This is a genomic window from Demequina lignilytica, assembly GCF_030418375.1.
In the GTDB taxonomy this organism is placed as follows: domain Bacteria; phylum Actinomycetota; class Actinomycetes; order Actinomycetales; family Demequinaceae; genus Demequina; species Demequina lignilytica.
In genome coordinates, this window is the sequence record NZ_JAUHPZ010000001.1 from 249129 (window position 1) to 271870 (window position 22742).

Sequence of the window (22742 nt, forward strand, 5' to 3'; positions counted from 1 at the left end):
GCACTCCTCGGTCGGGTGGGGTTCTACGGGGACGATGCTACCGAGCCGCGGGCACGGCGGTCGCCCCCGCGCCGGGCTGCGGCCGTCAGAGCCCCTGTCCCCCGTCCCACAGCCGCTCGGAGGCGCCGGAGATGAGGTTGGCGACCGACATCGCCTGGGCGTCGGTCAGGGAGGCGACGTAGTCGACGATCCCGCGGCCCGTCGCGTAGCGGCGCAGCGCCTGGGCGTCCGTCGTGGGCAGCAGCTCCGGTGCGCGGTCGCGCACCCGCAGGTAGTCCTCCGCGGCGATCTCCACCAGATCGAGCAGGCGCCGAGGCGCGCGCCGGACCTCGTCGTCGTCGTCCAGCCACGCCGCGAAGCTGGTCACCAGGCGCTCGATGACGCTCGCCTGGCCGCGCTGGTAGACCGCGAGATCGGGGCGGTGGAGCACGAACCGCTCCTGGAGGAACTTCAGGACGGTCACGTCGTGCCACGCCGCGGCGTCCAGGTGGACGTGACCCGAGCGGATGTCCGGGTCCGGGGTCACCACCACCGAGTGCTGGAGCCTCGCGATCCAGCCCGCCATGAACACCGCGAGCCCCCGGTCCGCCGCGAGCGAGCCGTCGTACGGCACCGACAGCAGGCCGTCCACCACCTCGTCGGCCACGCGCGCGACGGACTCGCCGAACGCATCGTCGCCCGCGATCCAGGGATCCTTCTGCTCGACGCGGCGCCGCAGCAGCTCGAGCCCGTGGCCGGGTGTGCGGCGCGCCCGCAGCAGGGTCTCGCCGGGTACCTGCGCGAGCGCCGCACGGTCGCGGATCCAGGTCCGGAACTCGGCGGACACGGCAGCCTGGTTGAGCAGGTCGGCGCGGTAGAAGTCGTCGAGGTCGTGCAACGAGTAGGCGATGTCGTCGGCGATGTCCATCACCGAGCACTCGACCGTCTGCTGCAGCGGCGCGATCGCGGGGAACGCATCGCGGGCCTGCGCGAAGTCGAGGCCGTCGAGCGTGTAGGCGGAGAACTTGTACGCGCCCTCCCCCGGCCGCGCGGGCGCCAGACCGCGAGGCGTGGCGGGCCCGCCGTCCCAGCCGTCGCCCTCCGCCCGCATCCACGGGTACTTCAGCACCGCGGCGCGCACGGCCGCGGTGAGGTTCAGGCCGGAGCCCGCGCGGTCGTACTCGTCGAGGCGGGTGAGGATCCGGAACGTCTGGGCGTTGCCCTCGAAGCCCTCGTCGAGACCGAAGCGCTCGCGGGCGAGCCGGTCGAGCGTCTGCTCCCCGAGGTGCCCGAACGGCGGGTGACCCAGGTCGTGGGCGCTCGCGGCCGCCTGCACGACCACAGGATCGCAGCCCCCGAGCGCGCGCACGAGCGCGCCCCGCTCGCCCCAGTCGCCGTTGAGCGCGACGGCGATCGCGCGCGCCACCGCGGTCACCTTGACGGAGTGGGTCAGCCGGTTGTGCACCGCCAGCCCGGCTCCCGACTGCGAGATCACCTGGGTGACGGCGGACAGGCGCGAGAAGTACGGGGAGAACCGGATCCGCTCGAGGTCGACCCGGAACTCCGGCCGGTACTCCACCGCCTGGAACTCGTCGAGCTCCTCGGCGATCGAGCGTGCGACGCGCGGGTCGGGGCCGACGGCCTCCGTCATCGGGGCATCCCTCGGGTCGACAGCGACGAGTTGAGGTACTCGGGCCGGCCCGTCACGTCCTCGCCGATCCACGGCGGGAGGTCGAAGTCGTCGTCCTCCGCGTCGAGCTCGAGCTCCGCGAGCACCAGGCCCTCGAGCGCGCCGTGGAACTCGTCCACCTCCCACGTGCGGCCCGCGTGCGCGACGTGCCAGCGGGTCTTGTCGAGCACGGTGCCCACGGCCTGGTCGAGCAGCTCCCGCGCATCGTCCGCGGGGATGACGTACTCGAACTCCGCGCGGGACATGCCGGTGCCGAACTTGAGCGTGAGCCAGGCGCGGTCGCCCCCGATCCGCACGCGGACGGTGCGGTCCTCGGCTGCGGCGACATAGCCCTGAGCCATCCGCACGGGATCGGTCGCGACCAGGCGCCATCCCTCGTCCGCCACCAGGTGCTTGACCTCGATCTCGACGCCCACGGGCACCTCCCTTCCCTGCCCGGCACGCTAGCAGGCAGGAGACGATGCGCGGGCGGGATCAGCCGCCCCACGGGAGCGACGCGAGGGTCCGGTAGCGAGGGGCCCCGCCGGGCCGGCTCTCGATCACGTCGACCGATTCGGGGACCCACGCGACCGTCCGCACCGGGACGTGCGGCGGCGGGGACACGGGGCGCGGCCTCACCCGCGCGACGGTGACGTGCCCCTCGAACCGTGCGGACGGAGCCCGCAGCGCGCGTGACACGGTGGCGGCCGCCGCCTCGGCCCCCGCCACCGGGACCACCACCGCGGACGCGCCCAGCAGCCCGACGCGGTCGCCCAGCGTCAGGGTCGGCGCGGCGGTCGCGTCCGCGGCGCGCTCGACCGCGTCGACCACGTCGTCGCCGTCGGTGCGGTCGCCCAGGAACCTCAGGGTCACGTGCCTCGCGCCGGCGGGCACCCATGCGAGCCTCACCCGCTCGGAGCGCGCCCACGCGCGGAGCTCCCGCTCCGCGCCGTCCAGCGCGTCGTCCACGGAAGGCGGCACCGGAACCGCCACGAACAGGCGCATCCCTTCACCGTAGGACCCCGGGGACGACGAAGGCGCCGCCCCGCGGGCGGCGCCTCGGTCGTGCTCGGGACGCTAGTTGTTGTCCTTGCCCCACTGCTCGACCTTGCCGATCGTGCGATCGGCGCCGTCGGGCGTGTGCTCCTGGACCTTGTCGGCCGCCTTCTCGATCTGGTCGTCCGAGGGCAGTGCGTCCGTGGCCTTCTTCTTCAGCTCGTCCATGTCCATGGGGATCTCCTTTCCGGACCGGCTTTGCCCTCTCGACAACCCGATCCGCCCCCGCGGACATTCCCCGCCGCTCAGGCTCCGTCGTGCCGGACGGGCCCGACCTTCTGGATGTAGCAGCGGCCGCACAGCGACTCGTACTCCGCCTGCTGGCCGTCGATCGCGACCTGCGCGCCGTGGCTGACGAACTCGCCGTCGATGCGGCGCCCGTTGAAGACCGCCTTCGAGCCGCAGCGGCAGATGGTCTTGAGCTCCTCGATCGCGTGGGCGATCTCCAGCAGCCGCAGCGAGCCCGGGAACGAGCGGGTCATGAAGTCGCCGCGCAGGCCGTAGCAGAGCACGGGAATGCCGCGCATGACGGCGATCTCGTACGCCTCGTCCACCTGGGCGGGCGTGAGGAACTGCGCCTCGTCCACGAAGACCGCATCGATCTGGTCGAGCGGCTGGTGCGCCGAGAGCTTGGCGAGGAACGACTCCTCGGCCCCCAGCAGCACGTCCACGCGCCGCTCGACGCCGATGCGGGACTGCACCGACTCGCCCGCCTTGGTGTCGATGCCGGGCTTGACGATCACCGGGTGCTGGTCGCGCTCCTCGTAGTTGTACGCCGCCGTGAGCAGCAGCGCCGACTTCGACGAGTTCATCGCCCCGTACCGGAAGTAGAGCTTGGCCACCGGCCGTCCCCCTCGTTGTCGCCTTGACGTTCGACGCCGAGCGTACCGGCCCGTCGCGCCGCATCCCGACGCGCGGGGCGGGTCGCCTCAGCCGGCGTCCTCGGTCTCCAGCGCATCGACCAGGAGCGCGACCAGCGCCTCGAGCTGCACGTCGGTCGAGGACCCCTCGTCCGCCACCTCGGCACCGTCGAGCGCGCGGGCCGCGAGGCCCGACTTGGCATCGATCAGCTCGGCGATCTTCGAGTCGATGGTCTGCGCCGCGATGATGCGCCACGCCGTGACGGGCTCCGACTGGCCGATGCGGTGGATCCGGTCGATCGCCTGCGTCTGCTCCGCGTCCGTCCAGGAGAGCTCGGCGAGCACCAGGTTGGACGCCACCTGCAGGTTGAGCCCGACGCCCGCCGCGAGCAGCGAGCACACGACGATCTGCACCTCCGGGTCGTCGGTGAAGGCCGTCACGTTGCGCTCGCGGACCTTCGCCGTCTGGTCGCCCCGGATCGACGAGTAGCGGATGCCCCGCTCGCCGAAGATCCGCTCCGCCTCGTCCATCACGTCGACGTGCTTGGCGAAGAAGACCACCTTGCCCACGTTGCGCGCGAGCTGCGCAGCGTAGTCGGCGGCCAGCCCGGCCTTCGCCTGACCGATCCTCCGCACCATGGTGAAGACGTTGTCGCCACCGGTCTTCTCGGTCGCGTCCTTGAGCTCCGCCGCGGCGACCCGCCGGGCGAGCTCGAGGTCGATGCCCTCGCCTGGGGCCGCCTCGCCCCGCGCGGCCGAGGCCGCCCGGTAGTGGGCGACCATGCGACGGGCCAGCGTCTCCTCGGCCGCGCGGATCGACCGGCCGAGGGGTCCGTCGAGCTCGACCGGGAGGTCCGCGACACGACGAGCCGGGATGTCCGCCGCCACGTCCGCCTTGCGCCGGCGCACGATGCCCATGTCGATCACCGCGCCGCGCGCGGCGGCGAAGAAGCCCCGGTCCACCGGGGTGAGCCCGGTCTCCTCCAGCGCCGTCATCAGCGGACCGAGCGGCTTCTCGTCGTCGATCCAGCCGAGCATCTCCCAGATCGCCAGGAAGTCCTCGATGTCGTTGATGAGCGGCGTGCCGGTGAGCGCCATCAGCAGCGGGCGGGCGGTGCGCTCCCGGATCCGCTCCGACAGCGCGAGCACGTGCTGGGAGCGCTGGGACGTCTTGTTCTTGATGAAGTGCGCCTCGTCGACCACCATGCCGCGGAATCCGAGGTTGCCGAGCCAGCCGACGTGGCGGTCGAGGATGTCGTAGTTGACGATCACGACGTCGGCGAACGCGTCGACCTCCTCGCCGTCGCCGTGCACCACCGTCGCGCGACGCCGCGGGGTCCACAGGGCGACCTCGTGCGCCCAGTTCGCCTTGACCACGTTCGGCACCACCACGAGCAGCGGGAACGCTCCGGCCCCCTCAGCGGCGAGCAGGGCCTGGGCGGTCTTGCCCAGGCCTGGCTCGTCGGCGAGCAGGAACGTCCGGTGTCCCTGCGCCGCGGCGCCGACCACCTGCGCCTGATGCGGCATGAGCTCGCGACCCGCGGGCACCGGCACGCGCCGGGCGGCGGGAGCGTCCGCGCCGGGCAGCGGCATGCACGCGGGCACGCCCGCGACGTCCTGCTCGAAGGAGCGCAGCAGGGGCTCGAGGAGCTCCCACCCGGCGAGCCGTCGGGCCCGGGGGGCGCGCCGCTCGGCGGCGGCCTCGAAGTCCGGCGCCAGGAAGGGGTTGACCATCTGCCGCTGGATGGCCGACTGCGGCACCACGCGGCGCTCGGCGGCGGGGTCCGTCTGCTTCTGGACCTCCGGCTCCGGCTCGTCAGGCACCTCGCGCCCGGCGGCCTTCAGCACGGTGGCCTTGTACTGGCGGGCCGAGTCGGACACCCGGGCGTCGTCCGCGAGCAGGGCGAGCAGGGCGGTGTCCCGCGCCGCGATCCTCGCGAGCAGCGTGGCCACGCCGTCGAGCCGCTTGAGCTCCTGCTCGCGCTTCGCGGCGGCGAGCTCGGGATCGGCCTTCACTCGGGCCCGCTCCTCGCGCACCAGCAGCGCGACCACCTGGAACTTGGTGCGGACCGCGGGCCGGGTCGGAGGCGTGCGGACGGCGCCGTCGACCTCGCGGGCGATGCCCGCGAGCACGCCGATGAGGCCCTTGTCCGCGGGCCGCGACGTGCGGCGCCGCTGCGCCCCGCCACCGGTCCGGGTGCGCCCCGCGCCGCCTCGGCCTGATCCTGCCATCCCTGCGTCCTCACTCCTCCTGTGCCGCCGCGGCGATGCGACGCCCGCATCGTCCCCTCACGGGGATGCGGAGACGTGCCGCGAACGGTGCCTTCCTCGCCACGTGCGCCGGACCCCGTCCGGCATCGTGCTCCCCACGGCTCGCGCGCGGCGCGCTCCCGTGCAGCGGAGCGGCCCGCGGCGCCCGCGCGAACCTCCGCGGGCGGCTGCCGTGGCCCCGCGTCATCCGCGGGACACCTGAAGCCTACCGCCGCCCGACCCCGGGGCGCCGCATCACGGCGCCGCCGGGAACGGGAAGAGGCCGCCCGGAACCCGGACGGCCTCTGCGTGGTGGGCGATACTGGGATCGAACCAGTGACCTCTTCCGTGTGAAGGAAGCGCGCTACCCCTGCGCCAATCGCCCCGCGGTGCGGAGACAACTATAGCGGCTATTTGGACCGTCGCGGTGCAGGATCCGCGTCGTGCTCCGCACGCACCGCGAACACCGCGGCGAGCCGCGTGAGCATCGCGCCGGGCCGCAGGTCGGTGCCGTCCAGGCTCGCGAGCGGCTGCACGCGCCGCGTCGACGAGGTCACCGCAAGGTGCGCCTCGCCCTCCAACGCGCGGTCCAGCACGTCCATGCCGAGCTCGCCCACCGCGGCCACGCGGATCGGGATCCCAGCATCCGCGCCCCATTCGAGCGCGAGTCCGCGCGTGATGCCGGCGAGGCAGCCCGCCGCCAGCGGCGGGGTGAGGATCTCGTGGTCGCGCTCGACCAGCACGTTGCTGGCCGTGCCCTCGCAGAGGTGGCCGTGGGTGTTCGCCATGAGGGCCTCGTCCGCGCCCCGCGAGCGCGCGAACTCCATCATCACCACGTTCTCGGCGTAGGAGGTGCTCTTCACCCCCGCGAGCGGCGAGCGCTCGTTGCGGCGCCATAGCACGCGGACCGCCCGGCACTCGGTCAGCGCCGGCGCGTCGGTCGCCGTGATCACGATGCTCTGCGGGCCGGCACCGCGGGCCGAGCTCATCGGGCCGCTTCCCGACGTCACGGTGATCCGGACCCGCGAGAGGCCGTCCGCCTCCGCGAGCACGGCGCCCACGCCCTCGCGCACCAGCTCGACATCGACAGGCTCCAGGCCGATGCGCGTCGCCGAGTACGTCAGCCGCCTCAGGTGGCGCGACAGCGCGAACGCGCGCCCGTCCACCACCTCGAGGGTCTCGAAGACCCCGTCTCCCACCGTCAGCCCATGGTCACCGGCGGCGATCAGCGCCTCGTCCGGTTCCCGCAGGCGTCCCCCAGCCCACACCACGAGTGTCATGGCGTCATTGTGGCGGTCGATGCCAGGGCGATCAACCGACGCGCCTTGAGCTCGGTCTCCTCCCACTCCGCCACCGGGTCGGATCCCCACGTGATCCCCGCGCCGGTGCCGAAGGTGAGGCGTCCCCCCTGGTCAGGCGTCCACACGAAGGTCCGGATGCCCACCGCGAGCTCCGCGCGGCGCCGATCCGCGTCGATCCAGCCGATGCCGCCGCAGTACGGGCCGCGCGCGGTCGGCTCCTCGCGCGCGATGATCCGCAGCGCGGAGGACTTGGGAGCGCCGGAGACCGAGCCGGGCGGGAACGTGCCGGCGAGCAGCGCCGGCCACAGCGCCGGCGTCCAGTCGAACGCGTCGGCGAGCTCGGCCTCGACGGTGGACTGCAGGTGGACCAGCCCGGGCAGGTCGTGCAGGCCCAGCAGCTCGGGGACCCCGACCGAGCCCGGCGCAGCCACATGCGACAGGTCGTTGCGGATCAGGTCCGTGATCATGATGTTCTCGGCCTCGTCCTTGGGCAGCATCGGCTCGCCTGGAGCGGCCGTGCCCTTGATCGGGCTCGAGGCGACCCTCCGGCCGTCCACGGCCAGGTACAGCTCCGGGGATGCGGAGACCACCCACGCGCCCGGCCAGGCGTCGGTGGCGGGGATGACGATCCGGGAGGCGAAGCGAGCCGGGTTCCCCGTGGCCAGACGATGCGCGAGCGCGACCGCGTCCGGGCCCGGCTGAGGTGCCGGCAGCGGGGCGCCCAGCATGCGGCACAGGTTGACCTGGTAGACCTCGCCGTCGCGGATGTCGGAGCGGATCGCCTCCACCCCCGCCGCGTACGCCCCCGCGTCGAGGGTGGTCTCCCAGCTCTCCGCGGGCGGCCCTTCCCAGACCCGTCCGGGTGCGGGCTCGGGCACCGGGTCGTCCTGCCTCTCGACGCGCGCCATCCGCCACGCGTCGAGCCGGCCCTCGAACGTCGCGACCACGACCCAGAAGCCGCCGGCGGCGATGCGTGCGCCGTCCCGCGCAGGGTCGGCGTGCTCGACCGGCTCCCAGGCGCGGACGCCGCGGAACGCCGCGCTGCCCGCCCGATCCGGGTCGTCCTCCCACCTCACGGCACCACCGTAGCCGCGGCCGGTCGCCGATTTGGACTTCCCCCGGATCTGGGCTAACCTCTATCTCTCGTCGGGGTCATGCCCCGACAGCGCGGACGTGGCTCAGTTGGTAGAGCATCACCTTGCCAAGGTGAGGGTCGCGGGTTCGAGTCCCGTCGTCCGCTCGAAGGTTCGAGACCAACCTCGTGTTGGTACACGGTGGGTTGGCCGAGAGGCGAGGCAGCGGCCTGCAAAGCCGTATACACGGGTTCGAATCCCGTACCCACCTCGCATGGGCGATTGGCGCAGCGGTAGCGCGCTTCCCTGACACGGAAGAGGTCACTGGTTCGATCCCAGTATCGCCCACCACGCGAGACAGGCCCCCGGAGAGATCCGGGGGCCTTCTGCATTCCCCCGCCGGGACACCGAGGTCCGCGAACCAGCGCCCGGCGCGCCCCGCGGGACCGCCGGTTCCGGTCGGGCCGCGGCGCGTCGCGGTCACCACGGACGCCCGGGATCCGGTAGAGTCTTGCCCGGCCCGAACACCGGTTCGGTCCACGCGGACGTGGCTCAGTTGGTAGAGCATCACCTTGCCAAGGTGAGGGTCGCGGGTTCGAGTCCCGTCGTCCGCTCGAAGGATCGCCCTCCGGGGCGATTTCTTGTATACGAGGGCGATTGGCGCAGCGGTAGCGCGCTTCCCTGACACGGAAGAGGTCACTGGTTCGATCCCAGTATCGCCCACCACGCGAGAGGGGCCCCCGGAGAGATCCGGGGGCCTTCGTGCTGGAAGCCCTGACGTCCGCCCGACGTTCACCTCTCAGCGACGCCGGCCCCGATCCCCCGCTGCCGGCATCGCGAGCACACCGCATCGACGCGCGCCGCCGGTGCGGCGCGCCACCGAGGAGACGCGCATGACCCTCACCCTTCACCTGGTCCGCCACGGACGCACCGTGTACAACACCGAGCACCTCCTTCAGGGCTGGTGCGACTCGCCGCTCACGCCCGAGGGTCTCGACGGGGTCCGTGCCACGGCCGAGGCGCTCGCCGAGGTGCCGTTCGTCGCCGCGTACGCGAGCCCTCTCGGGCGCACCGTCGCGACGGCCCAGGAGATCCTCGCGCATCACGACGGCCTCGACCTCACCCTGCTCGACGGGCTGAAGGAGTTCTCCTTCGGCGACCACGAGAAGGCGCCGGAGGAGGAGTTCTGGTCCGAGCACAGTCCGGACGCGGTCTTCGGCGCGGTGTTCGACGGCACGTTCCCGGGCTTCCCCGGCGGCGAGTCCGGCGCTGCCTTCATGGAGCGCACCCGGCAGGCGTTCGCGCGGATCACCGCGGACAACCCCGACGGCGACGTGCTCGTCGTCAGCCACGGCGTGACGCTGCTCACCCACCTCGCGCGCGTGTCCATGGCCGCAGGCCAGGGCCCGCTCACGACGCCGCTCCCCAACGCCTCGGTCTCGGAGATCACCGTCTCCGGCGGGCGCGCACGGGTCCGCCGCGTCGCCTCCGACCCTGCCGGCCACGGCATCCCCGGCGGCGTCCGCCCCGGCTTCGCCTTCCCTCCTCAGGCGGCCTGACGCGTCGAGCACGGCAGACGCGGTCCGCGCGCGCCACGGTCGGAGCACGCCGCATGATGGGGCTATGACCACCCGGCCGGATCTCGCCATGACCCTGGACGCCCAGCTCAGCGCTGGCCGTGCGCTGCGTCGATCGGTCGCCCGCCGCCAGCACGCGCTGCTGGAGATGCCCGACCGCGACCCCGTCGCGATCCTCGAGGCCCAGCACCGGGGGCGCGTCCCGGAGCTGGTGCCCGTGCGGGTCGCCCGGATGCTCGAGTCGCCGTTCGCCTTCTACCGCGGCAGCGCCGCCCACATGGCCCATGACCTGCGGGACGCCCCGCGCACGGGCATCGTGGTGGTCGCGTGCGGCGACGCCCACCTGGGCAACTTCGGCTTCTACGCCTCCCCCGAGCGCGAGCTGGTGTTCGACCTCAACGACTTCGACGAGGCCAACGTGGGGCCGTGGGAGTGGGACCTCAAGCGGCTGGCGACGAGCGCCGTGCTCGCCGGGCGCGAGGTCGGGATCGACGAGCGGACCTGTCGAGAGGCCGCGACCGCGGCCGCCCACGCCTATCGCGACACCCTGAACCGCCTCTACGCACACACCGCGCTCGAGCGCTTCTACTTCCGGGTCGAGGCGGACGCACTCCTCGACCGCATCGACGCGGGACCCGACCGGAAGGAGCTCCGGAGGGCGCAGCGCAAGGCCCGTCGACGCTCGTCCGAGCAGGTGCTGACCTCCGTCGCGACCGTCGGGAGCGGCCTCGACACGCGCATCGTCGATCAGCCGCCGGTCCTCCGCCACCTCGGGGTGGCCAGCCCAGAGCAGATGACCGGCATCCTGCGGACCTACCGCGAGTCGGCCGCGTCCGACGTCGCGGTCCTGCTCGAGCAGTACACGCTCGTCGATGCCGCCTTCCGGGTGGTGGGCGTCGGCTCGGTCGGCCTGCGCGCGCACATCGCGCTGCTGATCGGCCCGTCGGGAGAGCCCCTCATGCTCCAGCCGAAGGAGGCCGTCCCCTCCGTGCTCGTCACGTACGGCGGCATGGCGTTCGGGGACACCCGTCGCCGCGCCGTGGCCCGGCCCTCGCGAGGGGTCGAGGGGTGGCGGGTGGTGACCGGTCAGCGCGTCATGCAGGCCGTGTCCGACCGGTTCCTCGGATGGCTCGAGTTCGAGGGCCGCGACTTCTACGTCCGCCAGTTCCGCGACATGAAGGGCGCCGTCGATCTGGACAGGCTCACGCCGTCGCTCCTGGTCGAGTACACGCGGCTCTGCGCCGCGGTCCTCGCCCGCGCGCACGCGCAGAGCCCGGACGGCGCACGGATCCTCGGCTACCTCGGCCGGAGCGACCGGTTCGACGATGCGGTCGCCCGGTGGGCACGTGACTACGCCGACCAGGCGGAACGGGACCACGCGGCGCTGGCGGCGGCGGTCCGGTCGGGCCGGCTGGCCGCCGTGGCCACGTGATCCGGACGAGCGCGGGTCAGAGCGCCCGCACGCCCTCCCCGACCGCCGCCGCGTGCGCGAGCAGGCGGTCGGTGGGCGCCGGCACCGCCTGCTCCCGGCACGCGGCGGCCAAGGCGGTGAGGCCCTGCATCTGCCCGAGCACCCCGCGCAGCGCATCGTCCACCGGGCCGAGCACGCCGGCGAGACGCCCCGAGACGCCGGAGCGGACCACCAGGTTGCGCCAGTTCGCCATCATGCGCTGGAACTCGAGCAGGCGGCCGTGCGCGGCGTCGATCGCGTCGGCGATGCGCCGCAGGCCCTCGGCGGAGCCGGTGCGCAGCTGATCGCTCGCCACCACGGAGTCGGCGACCGTCCGGGCAAGATCGGCGATCGAGGTCACCGGATCGCCGTACGCCTCGCCGGAGAGCGCCTCGCCGGCGAAGATCAGCGCCATGTCGGTGTGGAGGACGGACAGCGCGAGCGAGGCGCGCAGGTCAAGGAGCAGCGCGCGCTGGTCGTCGAGCGCCGCACCCAGCGGGGTCAGGTCCTCGCCGACGCCGCGGGCCAGCGTCGCGACGGCCCGTGCGGTCGAGACCAGGACCGGCGCGGCGTCGGCGACGCTCGCCGCCGCCTCCGCAGCCGCGTCCGTCGAGCCCTGGAGCAGCGCGAGCGTCCGTTGCAGGTCGTCGCGCGCCGCCGTCAGCTCGGAGGCGAGCCCGACCGTCACGTCGTACCGGCCGCGCAGCGCCTCGAGCTCGTGGTCGACGCCCACCAGCCCGCTCACCACGGAGGACCACGGGGTGCCCGGCTCGGTCGTGGGCGCCGCGGGCGGCGCGACCGCACGTCGCGCGTCCACCTCGGCGGGGAGCGCGGCGCGCAGGACGTCGTCGTAGGAGTCGAACCCGAGCGCACGCAGCCGCGCGGCGAGGTCCGCCGCACCACGCGCGGCCGCGTCCGCCCGCGACGCGCCCTCGGCGCGCCAGCGCGCCTCGAGCTCTCGCGTCTCCCGGTACGCCGCGTCGACCGGCTCGAACAGATCGGGGCGCATCACCGCGGATCGCACCGAGATGAAGCCGTCGCGGAGCGGCGTCACCGTCGAGAAGGTGAGGTACTCGGCGCCGTCGCGCGCGAGATTCCGCACGTAGGCGACCATCGGGCGCCCCGCGAGGATCCGCTCCCACATGATGTGGAACGCGGCGCCCGGCATCGAGGGGTGTCTGATGATGTTGTGCGGCGCGCCCAGGAGCTCGCCCTCCCCGAAGCGCGACAGCCTCACGAAGGTCGAGTTGACGCTGGTGATGACGCCCCGTCGGTCGGTCGTGGAGAAGAACACCTGGCCCGCGGGGTACGCGCGCACCTCACCGGTCGGCTCGGCTCCCACGGGTCGTGCCATCGTCTCCTCCTCGGGTCGGGTGATGACCCCACGGTAGGAACCGGAGGGCGAGCGGCCTGGGCGCCACGCCGCACGAGCGCCCGGGGCACGTGCCCCGGGCGCTCGGCGCGGCCGCGGATCAGCCGACCGTCACCCCCAGCAGCGAGCGGTACAGGGTCTCGAACTGCGCGACCGTGGTCTCGCGGGGGTTGCCGCCCGCGCACACGTCGTCGAAGGCGGCCTGCGCGAGCGCGGGGACGTCGTCCGCGCTCGCGCCGATCTCGTCGATCGTGAGCGGGTTGCCCAGGTCGCGGGTGAGCTGCGCCACGGCGTCGACGGCGGCCTCGCGCGCGTCGTCCAGCGGCATCGCGTACGCGTTCTCGACACCGAAGGCGGCGGCGATGTCGCGGTACTTCTCCCCCGTCTCGGGCGCGTTGAAGCGCATGACGGGCGCGAGCAGGATGCCGTTGGCGACGCCGTGCGGCGCCGAGTAGAACGCGCCGAGCGGGTGCGCCATCGCGTGCACGATGCCGAGGCCCACGTTCGAGTAGCCCATGCCCGCGACGTACTGGGCGAGCGCCATCCGCTCCATCGCCTCCGCGTCGCCGTCGGCGGCCGCACGCAGCGACGATGCGATCACCTGGATGGCCTTGAGGTGGAACAGGTCGGACAGCTCCCAGGCGCCCTTGGTGGTGTAGCCCTCGATCGCGTGCGTGAGGGCGTCGAGCCCGGTCGCGACCTTGAGCGACCGCGGCGCGGTGGCCATCATCTCGGCGTCGACCACCGCGAGGATCGGGATGTCGTGCGGGTCGACGCACACGAACTTGCGGTTGTTCTCCACATCGGTGATGACGTAGTTGATCGTGGTCTCGGACGCGGTGCCGGCCGTGGTCGGGATCGCGATGATCGGGATCGACGGGTGCGTCGTGGGCGCGACGCCCTCGAGCGAGCGCACGTCCGCGAACTCCGGGTTGGCCACGATGATGCCGATCGCCTTGCACGTGTCCTGCGGCGAGCCGCCGCCCACCGCGATCAGCACGTCGGCGCCCGAGGCCTGGAACGCGGCGACACCGGCCTGCACGTTCTCGATGGGCGGGTTCGGGAGCACGTTGTCGTACACCTCGTACGGGAAGCCGGCCGCGTCGAGCAGCGCGGTGACCTTGCCCGTCACGCCGGTCTCGATGAGCACCTTGTCCGAGACCAGGAACGCCTTGGTGAAGCCTCGCGCGGCCAGCTCGCCCGGGACCACCTCGATGGCGCCGGCGCCGAAGTACGCGGTCTGGTTCCAGATCATCCGATGTGCCACAGTGCACCTCTCCTTCCGGGGCCCGCAGGCCCGCACGGTACGAGGGCGGTCGCCCCCTTGCATGAATCGTTTCAAGCGAGGGGGCGCGAGACGTGGGACGGAGGTCCCAGCGGACGATGCGGGCGCGTCAGTGGGAGGGGCGCCACACCCAGTTGCGGCGCCGGTAGAGCTCGACGAAGCCGGCGCGACGCATGGTGCGCAGCGACTCCCCGCCTTCCGGATCGTCCTCGGCGGGCGCCTCGGCGGTGATCCACGTGCAGCCCATGTCCGTCGCCGCCTCGATCCGCACCCTGAGCAGCGCGGCCTGGGCGCCCCGGCGCCGCGAGTCGGGAAGAGTCGAGGAGCCGGCCATGTGCGCCACGTCGCCCCCGATGAACACGTTCGCGGCGGCGACCAGCCGGTCTCCGTCGAAGGCCCCGTAGGCGTAGAAGTCGCGGCCCACGATCGAGGCGAGCATCGCCACCAGGTCCTCCTGGGTGGGCATGCCGAAGCCCCGGATCAGGACCTCCGCCCACGCCGGCGCATCGCGGGCGTCGATCCCGGAGACGCGCAGCTCGGTCGGCGCCTCCGCCACCGGGGTCGAGCGGTGGCGGATCAGCTTGACCAGGGTCCGGCCCGCCCTCAGGTGGTGACGCGCCGCGATCTGGTCCCAATCCCCCGGCAGGAGCACGTCCGGGATCTGGATCGCCGCCGCGGGCACCTCCGCGCCCCGGAAGAAGTCGACGAGCCGCCCGACCAGCGCATCGTCCACGGGCTCGGTGAGCCCGTGCGCGAGGGCCCGGCTCCAGTAGCCGCCCGTGGGGTCGTGCTGCATCGCCAGCGCGATCCCGGAGCCGAACGTGGCGGCCTGGATGCCCATCGCGCGTCGCACGCCCCGCGGCGACAGCGCGACGGTGGACCACAGGGCGCGCGCCTCGGACAGCTCGGCGATGCTCATCGCCGTCTCGGGATCGAGACCCAGGGCCTCGGGACCACGCGGGGTGGCGGCATCCATCGGAACCTCCTCAGACGTCATTCAGGCTACGCCCGCACCGCCGACGCGGCCAGGGCGGACGGCGTTACGGTGGAGGTGAGCGACTCGAGGAGGTTCTCATGTCCCGCGAGCAGACGCTGCTGCAGGCGGCGATCGACACCACCGGCGACGCGACCATCGAGGACGTGGCCGAGTTCATGCCGCAGGAGGTCGCGGACGATGCGGTGATGAGCGGATGGGAGGACCGCCGTGCGCGCCACGTGACGAGTCCGCACACCCCGGCGGCGCGCGCGCTCGGCGAGGACCTGGCACATGACCGCACCGAGCTGCCACCTCACGTGTGCCTAGCGGTCAGCCCGACGGAGGTCCACGTGCTGGGCATCCCGCACGGCTTCTGGTCGGCGCACCCCCGCGAGGCGTACCTCATGGGGACGTTCGCGCGGCAGGACCTGGAGGTGACGGTGAAGGGGCGGCTTACAGACCGCCTGGTCACGGTCGACGACCGCGCGTCGGGCGCGCACCTGACGCTCGTGGCCGACCGCATCTCCGCCTATCACCCGCGCACGCTCCTCGAGCTGCTGCGCATGGGACCCGACGACCAGTCCTCCCCGGGCTGAGCGGGCTCAGCCGGCCTCACGGACGCCGGCCGCGGCGAGCAGGGCGTCGAGCGAGCCGGCGAGCTCGCGGGCGACCAGGTCCGGGTCGCTCGACAGGTACCCGGCGACGAGCGCTCCGTCGCGCAGCATCATGATCTGCTCCGCGAGACGGTCCGGATCCGCCGCGCCGCGGGCGCGGACCCAGCCGGCGATCGCCCCCGTCATGAGGCTGCGGAAGTCCGTCACCACCTGGCGGACGGGGTGCGTCGGGTCCGGGTACTCCGCCGCCGCGTTGATGAACGGGCAACCGCGGAAGCGAGGGCGGCACATCTCCTCGGTGAGGGCCGCCGCGACCTCCGCGGTGGAGCCCGGCCCTCCCGCGTCCGCGGCGTGGTCCAGCAGCGCGCGGACCCGCGCCAGCTCTCCCTCGAGGTACGCGACGACCAGCGCATCCTTGGACGGGAAGTGCCGGTAGAAGGTCACCTTCGAGTAACCGGCGGCCTCCAGGACGCGATCCGCGCTCACGGCGCGGATGCCGTGCTCGGCGAACAGCGCGGCGGCGACGTCGACGATCGCGTCGCTCACCCCGGCTCCCCGTCGCGGTCGCGACTCCGTCAGCTCCATCGATCCTCCTCGGTCCTCGGGAACAATCCTGCCCCGGCTTGCGTTCTCGCCAAAGTAGACGTACTAGTAACTCTACAACCTGCAGCCGAACTCGAGGGAGCACCCATGACCGAGCAGACCCGGACCGCCGAGGCCGACGTCGACATCACCCCGGGCGAGGGCGCCGGCCCCGACGCCGCACCCAAGCACCCCAAGGCCTTCTACACGGCCGAGGCGACCGCCACCGGTGACGGGCGCAACGGCAGGGTCGCCACCAGCGACGGCCTGCTCGACCTCGACCTCGTGATCCCCAACCCCATCACGAAGCCCAAGAAGACCAACCCCGAGCAGCTCTTCGCGTCCGGCTTCGCCGCGTGCTACAACTCCGCGTTCCAGGGCGCGGCGAAGCTGATGAAGGTGCGCCTCACGGAGTCGACCGTGACGGCCCGCGTGGGCATCGGCCCGGTCGCCCTCAACCGCTTCGGCCTCGGGGTCCGCCTTCACGTCACCGCCACGGGCATCGACCAGGAGACCGCCGAGCGGGTCGCCGAGAGGGCCGAGCAGATGTGCCCCTACTCGAACGCGACCCGCGGGAACATCCCCGTCGAGATCGAGGTCACAGCCAAGTAAGGCGCAGGCAAAAGGAATGCCAGAGCCCTCGGGTGCGTCTGCCATGATGGACACACCCGAGGGAGGCCTTCATCCATGCCTGAGACCGCTCATGAACGTGCGCATCGCACCGGGCACCGCACCGGCGCACCGGTGCCGACAGCGACCTATCGCCTGCAGCTGAGCGCGGACTTCACCTTCGCCGACGCGGCGGCGCGGCTCGACTACTTCGAGGCGCTCGGCGTGAGCCACCTCTACCTCTCCCCCGTGCTCACGGCCGCCCCCGGCTCGACGCACTACTACGACGTGGTCGACCACTCCCGGATCGACGATGCGCTCGGCGGGCTGGACGGTCTGCGTGACCTCTCGTGGCGGGCCGGCGAGCGCGGCATCGGTCTGGTGGCGGACGTGGTCCCCAACCACATGGCGGTGCCCACGCCCGCCTATCACAACCGCGCGCTGTGGTCCGTGCTCGAGCACGGCACCGACTCCGACTACGCGCACTGGTTCGACGTCGACTGGACGTCCGGCGAGCCGGTGCTCATGCCCGTGCTGGGCCAGCGCATCGGCACGGTGCTCTCGAACGGCGAGCTCACGGTCGACCGCATGGTCGTGCCGGGACACGAGGACCGGGGCGAGGTGCCGGTGCTGCGGTACTACGAGCACGTGTTCCCCGTGCGCGAGGGCACCGAGAACCTCCCCCTCGCCTCACTGGTCGAGGAGCAGCACTACCGGCTCGCCTACTGGCGGGTCGCCAACGAGGAGCTGAACTACCGGCGCTTCTTCGACGTCGGCTCCCTGGTGGCCGTGCGCGTCGAGGACCCCGACGTCTTCGATGCGACGCACCGGCTGATCGTCGACCTCATCAAGGACGGCACCATCCACGGGCTGAGGATCGACCACCCCGACGGCCTCGCCGATCCCGAGGGCTACATCGCGCGGCTGGCGGACGCCACCGACGGCGCCTGGATCGTGGTCGAGAAGATCCTCGAGGACGAGGAGCGCCTGCCCACCACGTGGAAGGCGGCCGGCACCACCGGCTACGACGCCTCGTGGCGCGTCGGAGCGCTGCTCCGCGACCCCTCGGGCTCGTCGCCGCTCGCGGGCACCCTGCATCGGGTGGCCGGCGACGCCATGGGCGAGCTCCCCGGGATGATCGACGCCGCCAAGCGCGAGATCGTCAAGGACTCGCTGTCGAGCGAGGTCCACCGCCTCGCGACCATCGCGCACCACATCTGCACCACCGACGTGCGGTTGCGCGACCACACGTGGCGCGCGCTCTACGACTGCCTGCGCACCCTCCTGGTCACCTTCGACCGCTACCGGGCGTACGTGGTCGCGGGCGAGCCGCCCAAGCCGACCTCGCTCGAGGTGATCGACCATGCCGCCGAGCGGGCCCGTCCCATGCTCGACCCGGAGCGGCACGAGACCCTCGACGTGGTGGTCGACCTGCTCAAGGGCGCCGAGGTCGGCTCCGCGGGCCGCACCAACGACGCTCGCCGGAGCGAGCTCATCACCCGGTTCCAGCAGGCGTGCGGCGCCGTGATGGCGAAGGGCGTCGAGGACACCGCCTACTACCGCTGGACCCACCTGCTGCCGCTGTGCGAGGTCGGCTCGCCCGCGGGGCGCTTCGCGATGCCGCCGGCCGCGTTCCATGCGTGGGCGCACGAGCAGCAGCAGACCTACCCCCACGCGATGACCTGCCTGTCCACCCACGACACCAAGCGTTCGGAGGACGTGCGCGCGCGGCTCGGGGTGCTGTCGGAGGTGGCCGACGACTGGGACGCGCTGGTCGCCCGCCTCCAGGCCGCCACCGCCGAGATGCGCCCCGTGGAGCTCGACGGCCGCATGGAGAACCTGTGGTGGCAGACCCTGGTCGGCACCGCCGACGAGCACGGGCTGATGGAATGGGAGCGCCTCGAGGGCTACCTCACCAAGGCCATGCGCGAGGCGAAGACCCACACCACCTGGACCTCCATCCACGAGCAGTACGAGCTGCAGGTGCTCTGGTTCGCCCAGGCCACCCACGCCGATCCCGCGGTACGCGACGAGGTGCTCGCCTGGAACCGCGCGACCGCGGAGGGCGTCCGCACGGCGGTGCTCTCCCAGAAGCTCATCCAGCTCACCATCCCCGGGATCCCCGACGTGTACCAGGGAACGGAGCTGCTGGCGCCCAGCCTCGTCGACCCCGACAACCGTCGCGCCGTCGACTTCGACGCGCGTGCCGAGACCCTCGCGCGCATGGCGGGACGGGCCAAGCCGCGCACGCTCGACGAGGAGAAGATGCGGGTGACCCACGAGGCGCTGAGGCTGCGGCGCCTCCACCCCGGCGCCTTCATCGGCCCGTCGGCGGGCTACCACCCGCTCGCCTCGTCGTCCGGGCACGCGGTCGTGTTCGCCCGGACCGACTGCGACGAGCCCGTCGTGGTGACCGTCGCCACCCGGGTCGCGCTCGAGCTCGAGCGCCTCGGCGGATGGGCCGAGCACACGGTCCAGCTGCCCGACGGCGAGTGGCACGACACGATCGGTCGTCGCACCTTCGCGGGCGGCCCGGTGCCGATCGCCGACCTCCTCCGGTCGCACCCCGTGGCCCTCCTGGAGCGCGCATGACGGCGCCGATCCGGGTGTGGGCACCGCACGCATCGTCCGTCGAGTGCCGGCTCGGCGCGGGGGACGATGCGACGCTCGCCTCGATGTCCCGCGGCGACGACGGCTGGTGGACGGGGCCGGCCGTGCCCGCGGGAACCGACTACGCCTTCGTCGTCGACGGAAGCGGCCCCTTCCCCGACCCGCGGTCGCCATGGCAGCCGGCGGGCGTGCACGGGCCCTCGCGGACCTTCGACGCGCGATCGTATGCGTGGAACGACGCCGGCTGGCGCGGTCGTGAGGCTCTCGGCGCGGTCCAGTACGAGCTTCACATCGGCACCTTCACCCCGCGCGGGACCCTCGACGCGATCGACGAGCGCCAGCTGGCGGACCTCGCCCGCCGCGGCGTCGAGATGATCGAGCTGATGCCCGTCGCCGCCTTCCCCGGCGAGCGCGGCTGGGGCTACGACGGCGTCTCGCTCTACGCGGTGCACGCACCGTACGGCGGACCCGCGGCGCTGCAGCGGCTCGTCGATCGTGCGCATGCGCACGGGCTCGCCGTCTGCCTCGACGTCGTCTACAACCACCTCGGTCCCGACGGCAACTACCTGGCGCAGTTCGGCCCCTACTTCACGGACGCCCACGAGACGCCGTGGGGCTGGGCGGTGAACCTGGATCAGCCCGAGGCCGCGGGCATGCGCGCGTTCATCGTGGACAACGCACTGCGGTGGTTCGAGGACTTCCACGTCGACGCGCTGCGTCTCGACGCCGTCCACGCGCTGGTGGACGACTCTGATCGCCACATCCTCGCGGAGCTGTCGGACCGCACCGCGGAGCTGTCCGCGCGGCTGGGCCGCCCCCTCTCCCTCATCGCGGAGTCCGACCTCAACGACGTGCGCATGGTCACCCCGACCGCCGACGGCGGCCTGGGGATGGACGCCCAGTGGGCGGACGACGTCCACCACGCGCTCCACGCCTACCTGACGGGCGAGACCCACGGGTACTACTGCGACTTCGGGTCGATCGAGGCGCTCGACAAGGTCTACCGCGAGGTGTTCGTCCACGACGGCTCCTACTCGACGTTCCGAGGAGAGGACTGGGGCGCGCCCGTGCCGCCCGACCTCGACCGGCGCCGCTTCGTGGTCTTCGCCTCCAACCACGACCAGGTGGGCAACCGCGCGATCGGCGACCGTCCGGCGTCCCGGCTCACCGCGGGCGGCCAGGCGGCCTCGCTCGCGCTCGTGCTGCTGTCGCCCTTCACACCCATGCTCTTCATGGGCGAGGAGCACGGCGAGACCAGGCCGTTCATGTTCTTCACGGACCACGACGAGCCGCTCGGCTCGGCCGTCTCCGAGGGTCGGATGAGCGAGTTCGCGGGCCACGGCTGGGAGCAGCTCTACGGCGGTCACGTCGACGTCCCCGACCCGCAGGACCGCCGGACCTTCCTGCGGTCGAAGCTGGGCGCGGGCGTCGCGGCGACCACCGGCACCAACGAGCGCATCGTCGCCTGGCTCGCGGACATCATGGAGGTGCGGACGCGCACGCTCGACCCCGCCGCCTGGGAGCGCCACCCCGCCGGGGCGTCGGAGCAGCAGCCCCGTCAGCTCACCATGCACGGCCCCGTCGCGGTCCACGCGAACCTCTCGGGCTCCCCGATGGCGGTGCCGGCCGGCGAGGTGCTCGCCACCTTCGGCAACGTCGCCTCCGGGCCGGAAGGGATCTCGCTCGCTCCCGACGCGGTCGCCCTGGTGGCCCGCGCGGGCTGACACGGGACCGGAGGGGCACGATGCGCGCGGCCCCGCCGTACCCCTAGGCTCGTCCGTGCGGGCGGGTCGCGCCCGCGCATGCGCCGCCACGAGGCACCAGGGGGATCCATCATGGCCGGACCGACCAAGGCACAGATCGAGGCTCGCCTGCGCGAGCTCGAGCAGGAGAACGCGCAGCTGCGCGGAGCGCTCGAGACGGCCGCAGCGCCCTCCCCGGAGCCCGCTCCCGCGGAGCCGGTCCCCTCACCGCCCGCCCCGCGCATGCGCGGTCGCGCGTTCCTCGGCATCCTCCTGATCGTCCTCGGCACGGTGATCGCACCCCTCGCCATGGTCGCCGGATTCGCCTCCCGCCAGGTCAGCGACACCGACACGTTCGTCGCGACGCTCGCGCCGCTGTCCGCGGATCCCGCCGTGCAGGCCCTCATCGTGTCCGAGGCGTCCGCGGCGATCGATCAGGCGCTCGACACCGACGCGCTGGTCGCCGAGCTGCTCGACGGCGTCATCGACGCCGACTCCACGCCGCGGCTCGCCCAGGCCTCCGAGCTGCTCGGTCCCCTGCTCGCCGACCAGGCCAGGGTCGCGATCCGCAGCGCGCTGACCACCGTGGTCGAGTCCGACGCGTTCTCCACCGTGTGGGAGCAGGCGCTCCGGCTCACGCACGCGCAGCTGGTGGCCGTCATGGAGGCCGACGCGGACGGCGCCGTCGCGATCGACGACTCGGGCACGGTCGCCATCCAGCTCGCGCCGATCATCGCCGAGCTCAAGCCCGCGCTGGTCGACGCCGGATTCACGCTCGCGGACTCGATCCCCGAGGTGACCGCGACCATCACGGTCGCCGAGGTCCCGGCGATCGCGAAGGCACGCCTCGGCTACTCCGTCCTCACGACGGTCGGCGACGTGCTGCCGTGGATCGCGATCGTGCTCCTGATCGTCGGCGTCGTGGTCCACCCGCGCCGCCCGCGCGCCGTGATCGTCGCCGGCACGCTCCTGCTCGTGGTCGGCGCCATCATCGGCGGCGCCATCGCGATCGGCGGCTCCGTGGCAGCGGCGCTCATCGCGACCCAGGTCCCCACCGCCGCGACCGCGGCGATCTACGGCGCGCTGACCGGGGAGATAACCGCGGTCATGCTCGCCTGGGTGGTGCTCGGAGTGATCGCCATCGCCGCGGGGCTGCTCGCCGGGCGCTCGGCCGGCGCCGCCGCGGCGCGACGCTCCGGCGCCGACCTGCTCGAGCGCGGGGCGTCGCGGCTCGATGCGCGGGGGTGGCGCCCGGAGGGCGTGCCCGCCGTGCTGCGCCGCCACAGCTGGCTGCTGTGGCCCTGGCTGGGGGCGATCCTGGTGCTGCTGCTCGTGACGATGCGGCCCCTGAGCCCGTGGGACGTGGTGCTGGGCTCGCTGATCCTCGCCGCGGCAGCGGCGCTGTTCGGCGTGCTGCGCGGGGGCACGCCCGAAGCCGGCGAGGTCCCGCAGGACGTCCCGGCGGTCTAGGCGTTGAGGAGCTCGAACAGGTCGTAGATCAGGAACGCCGGCCAGACGAGCGCCTGGAGCAGCGCCCCGACGTGCTCCCAGAAGCCCTCGGCCTGCTGCCAGAACCACACCGCCGAGCCGATCATCGCGAGGAAGTACGTGCCTCCCCATCCCGCGTTCGCGCCCGCGTTGCCACCGCTGCTCATCGCACACCCCCTCGGGACGCGTTCCCGAGCGCCCTTCCTCCTGTCTACCAGGCCGGGCCCGGTCTAGGGTGGTGAGCGAGAC

The 22742-nt window shown here is 73.0% G+C and carries 20 protein-coding genes and 6 tRNA genes; 12 read left to right on the forward strand and 14 right to left on the reverse strand.

All coding sequences use genetic code 11. The annotated features are described in order from the left end of the window. Positions 1-85 precede the first annotated feature (85 nt). From QQX13_RS01140 to QQX13_RS01180, 9 genes are all read right to left on the reverse strand, one after another. A complete protein-coding gene (locus QQX13_RS01140) occupies positions 86-1630 on the reverse strand; it encodes a deoxyguanosinetriphosphate triphosphohydrolase family protein (RefSeq protein WP_301144330.1) in 1545 nt (514 codons plus the stop codon). Further along, a complete protein-coding gene (locus tag QQX13_RS01145; RefSeq protein WP_301144331.1) occupies positions 1627-2085 on the reverse strand; it encodes a CYTH domain-containing protein in 459 nt (152 codons plus the stop codon). The genes QQX13_RS01140 and QQX13_RS01145 overlap by 4 nt, the downstream gene beginning before the upstream one ends. 58 nt (positions 2086-2143) lie before the next feature. Then, the gene (locus tag QQX13_RS01150; RefSeq protein ID WP_301152196.1) at positions 2144-2653 is read right to left on the reverse strand and encodes a 2'-5' RNA ligase family protein; all 510 of its coding nucleotides are present in this window, start codon (positions 2651-2653) and stop codon (positions 2144-2146) included. A 72-nt stretch (positions 2654-2725) separates the two neighbouring features. Continuing rightward, positions 2726-2878 (reverse strand): hypothetical protein, encoded by a 153-nt coding sequence (locus tag QQX13_RS01155; RefSeq protein WP_301144333.1) that lies wholly within the window; start codon positions 2876-2878, stop codon positions 2726-2728. A gap of 71 nt (positions 2879-2949) precedes the next feature. Next, positions 2950-3546: a thymidine kinase gene (locus QQX13_RS01160; protein WP_301144334.1), complete on the reverse strand. Its 597-nt coding sequence runs from the start codon at positions 3544-3546 to the stop codon at positions 2950-2952. Between the two features lie 87 nt (positions 3547-3633). Further along, complete coding sequence (locus tag QQX13_RS01165; RefSeq protein ID WP_301152198.1) at positions 3634-5796, reverse strand: DEAD/DEAH box helicase; 2163 nt, start codon at positions 5794-5796, stop codon at positions 3634-3636. Between the two features lie 328 nt (positions 5797-6124). Beyond that, positions 6125-6199 (reverse strand) — tRNA-Val (locus tag QQX13_RS01170). A 25-nt stretch (positions 6200-6224) separates the two neighbouring features. Further along, positions 6225-7094, reverse strand: coding sequence for an aminotransferase class IV (locus tag QQX13_RS01175; protein ID WP_301152199.1), 870 nt, complete (start codon positions 7092-7094; stop codon positions 6225-6227). Beyond that, positions 7091-8191, reverse strand: a complete 1101-nt coding sequence (locus QQX13_RS01180) for a chorismate-binding protein (protein WP_301152201.1) — start codon at positions 8189-8191, stop codon at positions 7091-7093. The genes QQX13_RS01175 and QQX13_RS01180 overlap by 4 nt, the downstream gene beginning before the upstream one ends. Before the next feature lie 91 nt (positions 8192-8282). Between QQX13_RS01180 and QQX13_RS01185 the strand changes: the two genes are divergently transcribed. The 7 genes from QQX13_RS01185 to QQX13_RS01215 all read left to right on the forward strand — a co-directional run bounded on the left by QQX13_RS01185 (position 8283) and on the right by QQX13_RS01215 (position 11197). Beyond that, positions 8283-8355 (forward strand) — tRNA-Gly (locus QQX13_RS01185). A gap of 33 nt (positions 8356-8388) precedes the next feature. Further along, positions 8389-8459, forward strand: a tRNA-Cys gene (locus QQX13_RS01190). A gap of 5 nt (positions 8460-8464) precedes the next feature. Further along, a tRNA-Val gene (locus QQX13_RS01195) sits at positions 8465-8539 on the forward strand. Between the two features lie 190 nt (positions 8540-8729). Continuing rightward, positions 8730-8802, forward strand: a tRNA-Gly gene (locus QQX13_RS01200). 37 nt (positions 8803-8839) lie between these two features. Continuing rightward, positions 8840-8914 (forward strand) — tRNA-Val (locus QQX13_RS01205). 167 nt (positions 8915-9081) lie between these two features. Next, positions 9082-9747 (forward strand): histidine phosphatase family protein, encoded by a 666-nt coding sequence (locus QQX13_RS01210; RefSeq protein WP_301144338.1) that lies wholly within the window; start codon positions 9082-9084, stop codon positions 9745-9747. Positions 9748-9811: 64 nt separating this feature from the next. After that, positions 9812-11197 carry a DUF2252 domain-containing protein gene (locus tag QQX13_RS01215; protein ID WP_301144339.1) on the forward strand — a complete coding sequence of 462 codons (1386 nt, stop codon included), beginning with the start codon at positions 9812-9814 and terminating at the stop codon, positions 11195-11197. A gap of 16 nt (positions 11198-11213) precedes the next feature. Here the strand turns inward: QQX13_RS01215 and QQX13_RS01220 are convergent, their stop codons facing one another. The 3 genes from QQX13_RS01220 to QQX13_RS01230 form a co-directional block, all read right to left on the reverse strand. Beyond that, the gene (locus QQX13_RS01220) at positions 11214-12569 is read right to left on the reverse strand and encodes a PAS domain-containing protein (RefSeq protein ID WP_301144340.1); all 1356 of its coding nucleotides are present in this window, start codon (positions 12567-12569) and stop codon (positions 11214-11216) included. Positions 12570-12687: 118 nt separating this feature from the next. Beyond that, positions 12688-13854, reverse strand: a complete 1167-nt coding sequence (gene fucO / locus QQX13_RS01225) for a lactaldehyde reductase (protein ID WP_301144341.1) — start codon at positions 13852-13854, stop codon at positions 12688-12690. A 127-nt stretch (positions 13855-13981) separates the two neighbouring features. Beyond that, the gene (locus QQX13_RS01230) at positions 13982-14848 is read right to left on the reverse strand and encodes a GNAT family N-acetyltransferase (protein ID WP_301152202.1); all 867 of its coding nucleotides are present in this window, start codon (positions 14846-14848) and stop codon (positions 13982-13984) included. 98 nt (positions 14849-14946) lie between these two features. Between QQX13_RS01230 and QQX13_RS01235 the strand changes: the two genes are divergently transcribed. Continuing rightward, positions 14947-15444, forward strand: a complete 498-nt coding sequence (locus tag QQX13_RS01235; protein WP_301144343.1) for a hypothetical protein — start codon at positions 14947-14949, stop codon at positions 15442-15444. Between the two features lie 6 nt (positions 15445-15450). On the opposite strand, the gene QQX13_RS01240 is transcribed toward QQX13_RS01235, so the two are convergent. Further along, positions 15451-16047: a TetR/AcrR family transcriptional regulator gene (locus QQX13_RS01240; protein ID WP_301152203.1), complete on the reverse strand. Its 597-nt coding sequence runs from the start codon at positions 16045-16047 to the stop codon at positions 15451-15453. Positions 16048-16152: 105 nt separating this feature from the next. On the opposite strand from QQX13_RS01240, the gene QQX13_RS01245 reads away from it, so the two are divergent. The 4 genes from QQX13_RS01245 to QQX13_RS01260 all read left to right on the forward strand — a co-directional run bounded on the left by QQX13_RS01245 (position 16153) and on the right by QQX13_RS01260 (position 22475). Then, the gene (locus QQX13_RS01245; protein WP_301152205.1) at positions 16153-16656 is read left to right on the forward strand and encodes an organic hydroperoxide resistance protein; all 504 of its coding nucleotides are present in this window, start codon (positions 16153-16155) and stop codon (positions 16654-16656) included. Positions 16657-16731: 75 nt separating this feature from the next. Continuing rightward, positions 16732-19245 carry a malto-oligosyltrehalose synthase gene (gene treY / locus QQX13_RS01250; protein WP_301152207.1) on the forward strand — a complete coding sequence of 838 codons (2514 nt, stop codon included), beginning with the start codon at positions 16732-16734 and terminating at the stop codon, positions 19243-19245. Beyond that, positions 19242-20987, forward strand: a complete 1746-nt coding sequence (gene treZ, locus QQX13_RS01255) for a malto-oligosyltrehalose trehalohydrolase (protein ID WP_301152208.1) — start codon at positions 19242-19244, stop codon at positions 20985-20987. Before treY ends, treZ begins: the two co-directional genes overlap by 4 nt. Positions 20988-21098: 111 nt before the next feature. Further along, on the forward strand, positions 21099-22475 hold the full coding sequence (locus QQX13_RS01260; protein ID WP_301152210.1) for a hypothetical protein: 1377 nt from the start codon (positions 21099-21101) through the stop codon (positions 22473-22475). Here QQX13_RS01260 and QQX13_RS01265 read toward each other — a convergent pair. After that, entirely contained in the window at positions 22472-22660 is a 189-nt protein-coding gene (locus tag QQX13_RS01265) for a hypothetical protein (protein WP_301144349.1), read from the reverse strand. The two genes, QQX13_RS01260 and QQX13_RS01265, sit on opposite strands and share 4 nt — an antisense overlap. Positions 22661-22742 lie beyond the last annotated feature (82 nt).

Coding starts and splice junctions, on each gene's coding strand:
- QQX13_RS01220 (WP_301144340.1), bottom strand. CDS start 12,569: ATGGCACGACCCGTGGGAGCCGAGCCGACCGGTGAGGTGCGCGCGTAC.
- treZ (WP_301152208.1), top strand. CDS start 19,242: ATGACGGCGCCGATCCGGGTGTGGGCACCGCACGCATCGTCCGTCGAG.
- QQX13_RS01265 (WP_301144349.1), bottom strand. CDS start 22,660: ATGAGCAGCGGTGGCAACGCGGGCGCGAACGCGGGATGGGGAGGCACG.
- QQX13_RS01230 (WP_301152202.1), bottom strand. CDS start 14,848: ATGGATGCCGCCACCCCGCGTGGTCCCGAGGCCCTGGGTCTCGATCCC.
- QQX13_RS01140 (WP_301144330.1), bottom strand. CDS start 1,630: ATGACGGAGGCCGTCGGCCCCGACCCGCGCGTCGCACGCTCGATCGCC.
- QQX13_RS01240 (WP_301152203.1), bottom strand. CDS start 16,047: ATGGAGCTGACGGAGTCGCGACCGCGACGGGGAGCCGGGGTGAGCGAC.
- QQX13_RS01165 (WP_301152198.1), bottom strand. CDS start 5,796: ATGGCAGGATCAGGCCGAGGCGGCGCGGGGCGCACCCGGACCGGTGGC.
- QQX13_RS01260 (WP_301152210.1), top strand. CDS start 21,099: ATGGCCGGACCGACCAAGGCACAGATCGAGGCTCGCCTGCGCGAGCTC.
- QQX13_RS01155 (WP_301144333.1), bottom strand. CDS start 2,878: ATGGACATGGACGAGCTGAAGAAGAAGGCCACGGACGCACTGCCCTCG.
- QQX13_RS01175 (WP_301152199.1), bottom strand. CDS start 7,094: ATGACACTCGTGGTGTGGGCTGGGGGACGCCTGCGGGAACCGGACGAG.
- QQX13_RS01215 (WP_301144339.1), top strand. CDS start 9,812: ATGACCACCCGGCCGGATCTCGCCATGACCCTGGACGCCCAGCTCAGC.
- QQX13_RS01150 (WP_301152196.1), bottom strand. CDS start 2,653: ATGCGCCTGTTCGTGGCGGTTCCGGTGCCGCCTTCCGTGGACGACGCG.
- QQX13_RS01210 (WP_301144338.1), top strand. CDS start 9,082: ATGACCCTCACCCTTCACCTGGTCCGCCACGGACGCACCGTGTACAAC.
- QQX13_RS01245 (WP_301152205.1), top strand. CDS start 16,153: ATGACCGAGCAGACCCGGACCGCCGAGGCCGACGTCGACATCACCCCG.
- QQX13_RS01235 (WP_301144343.1), top strand. CDS start 14,947: ATGTCCCGCGAGCAGACGCTGCTGCAGGCGGCGATCGACACCACCGGC.
- treY (WP_301152207.1), top strand. CDS start 16,732: ATGCCTGAGACCGCTCATGAACGTGCGCATCGCACCGGGCACCGCACC.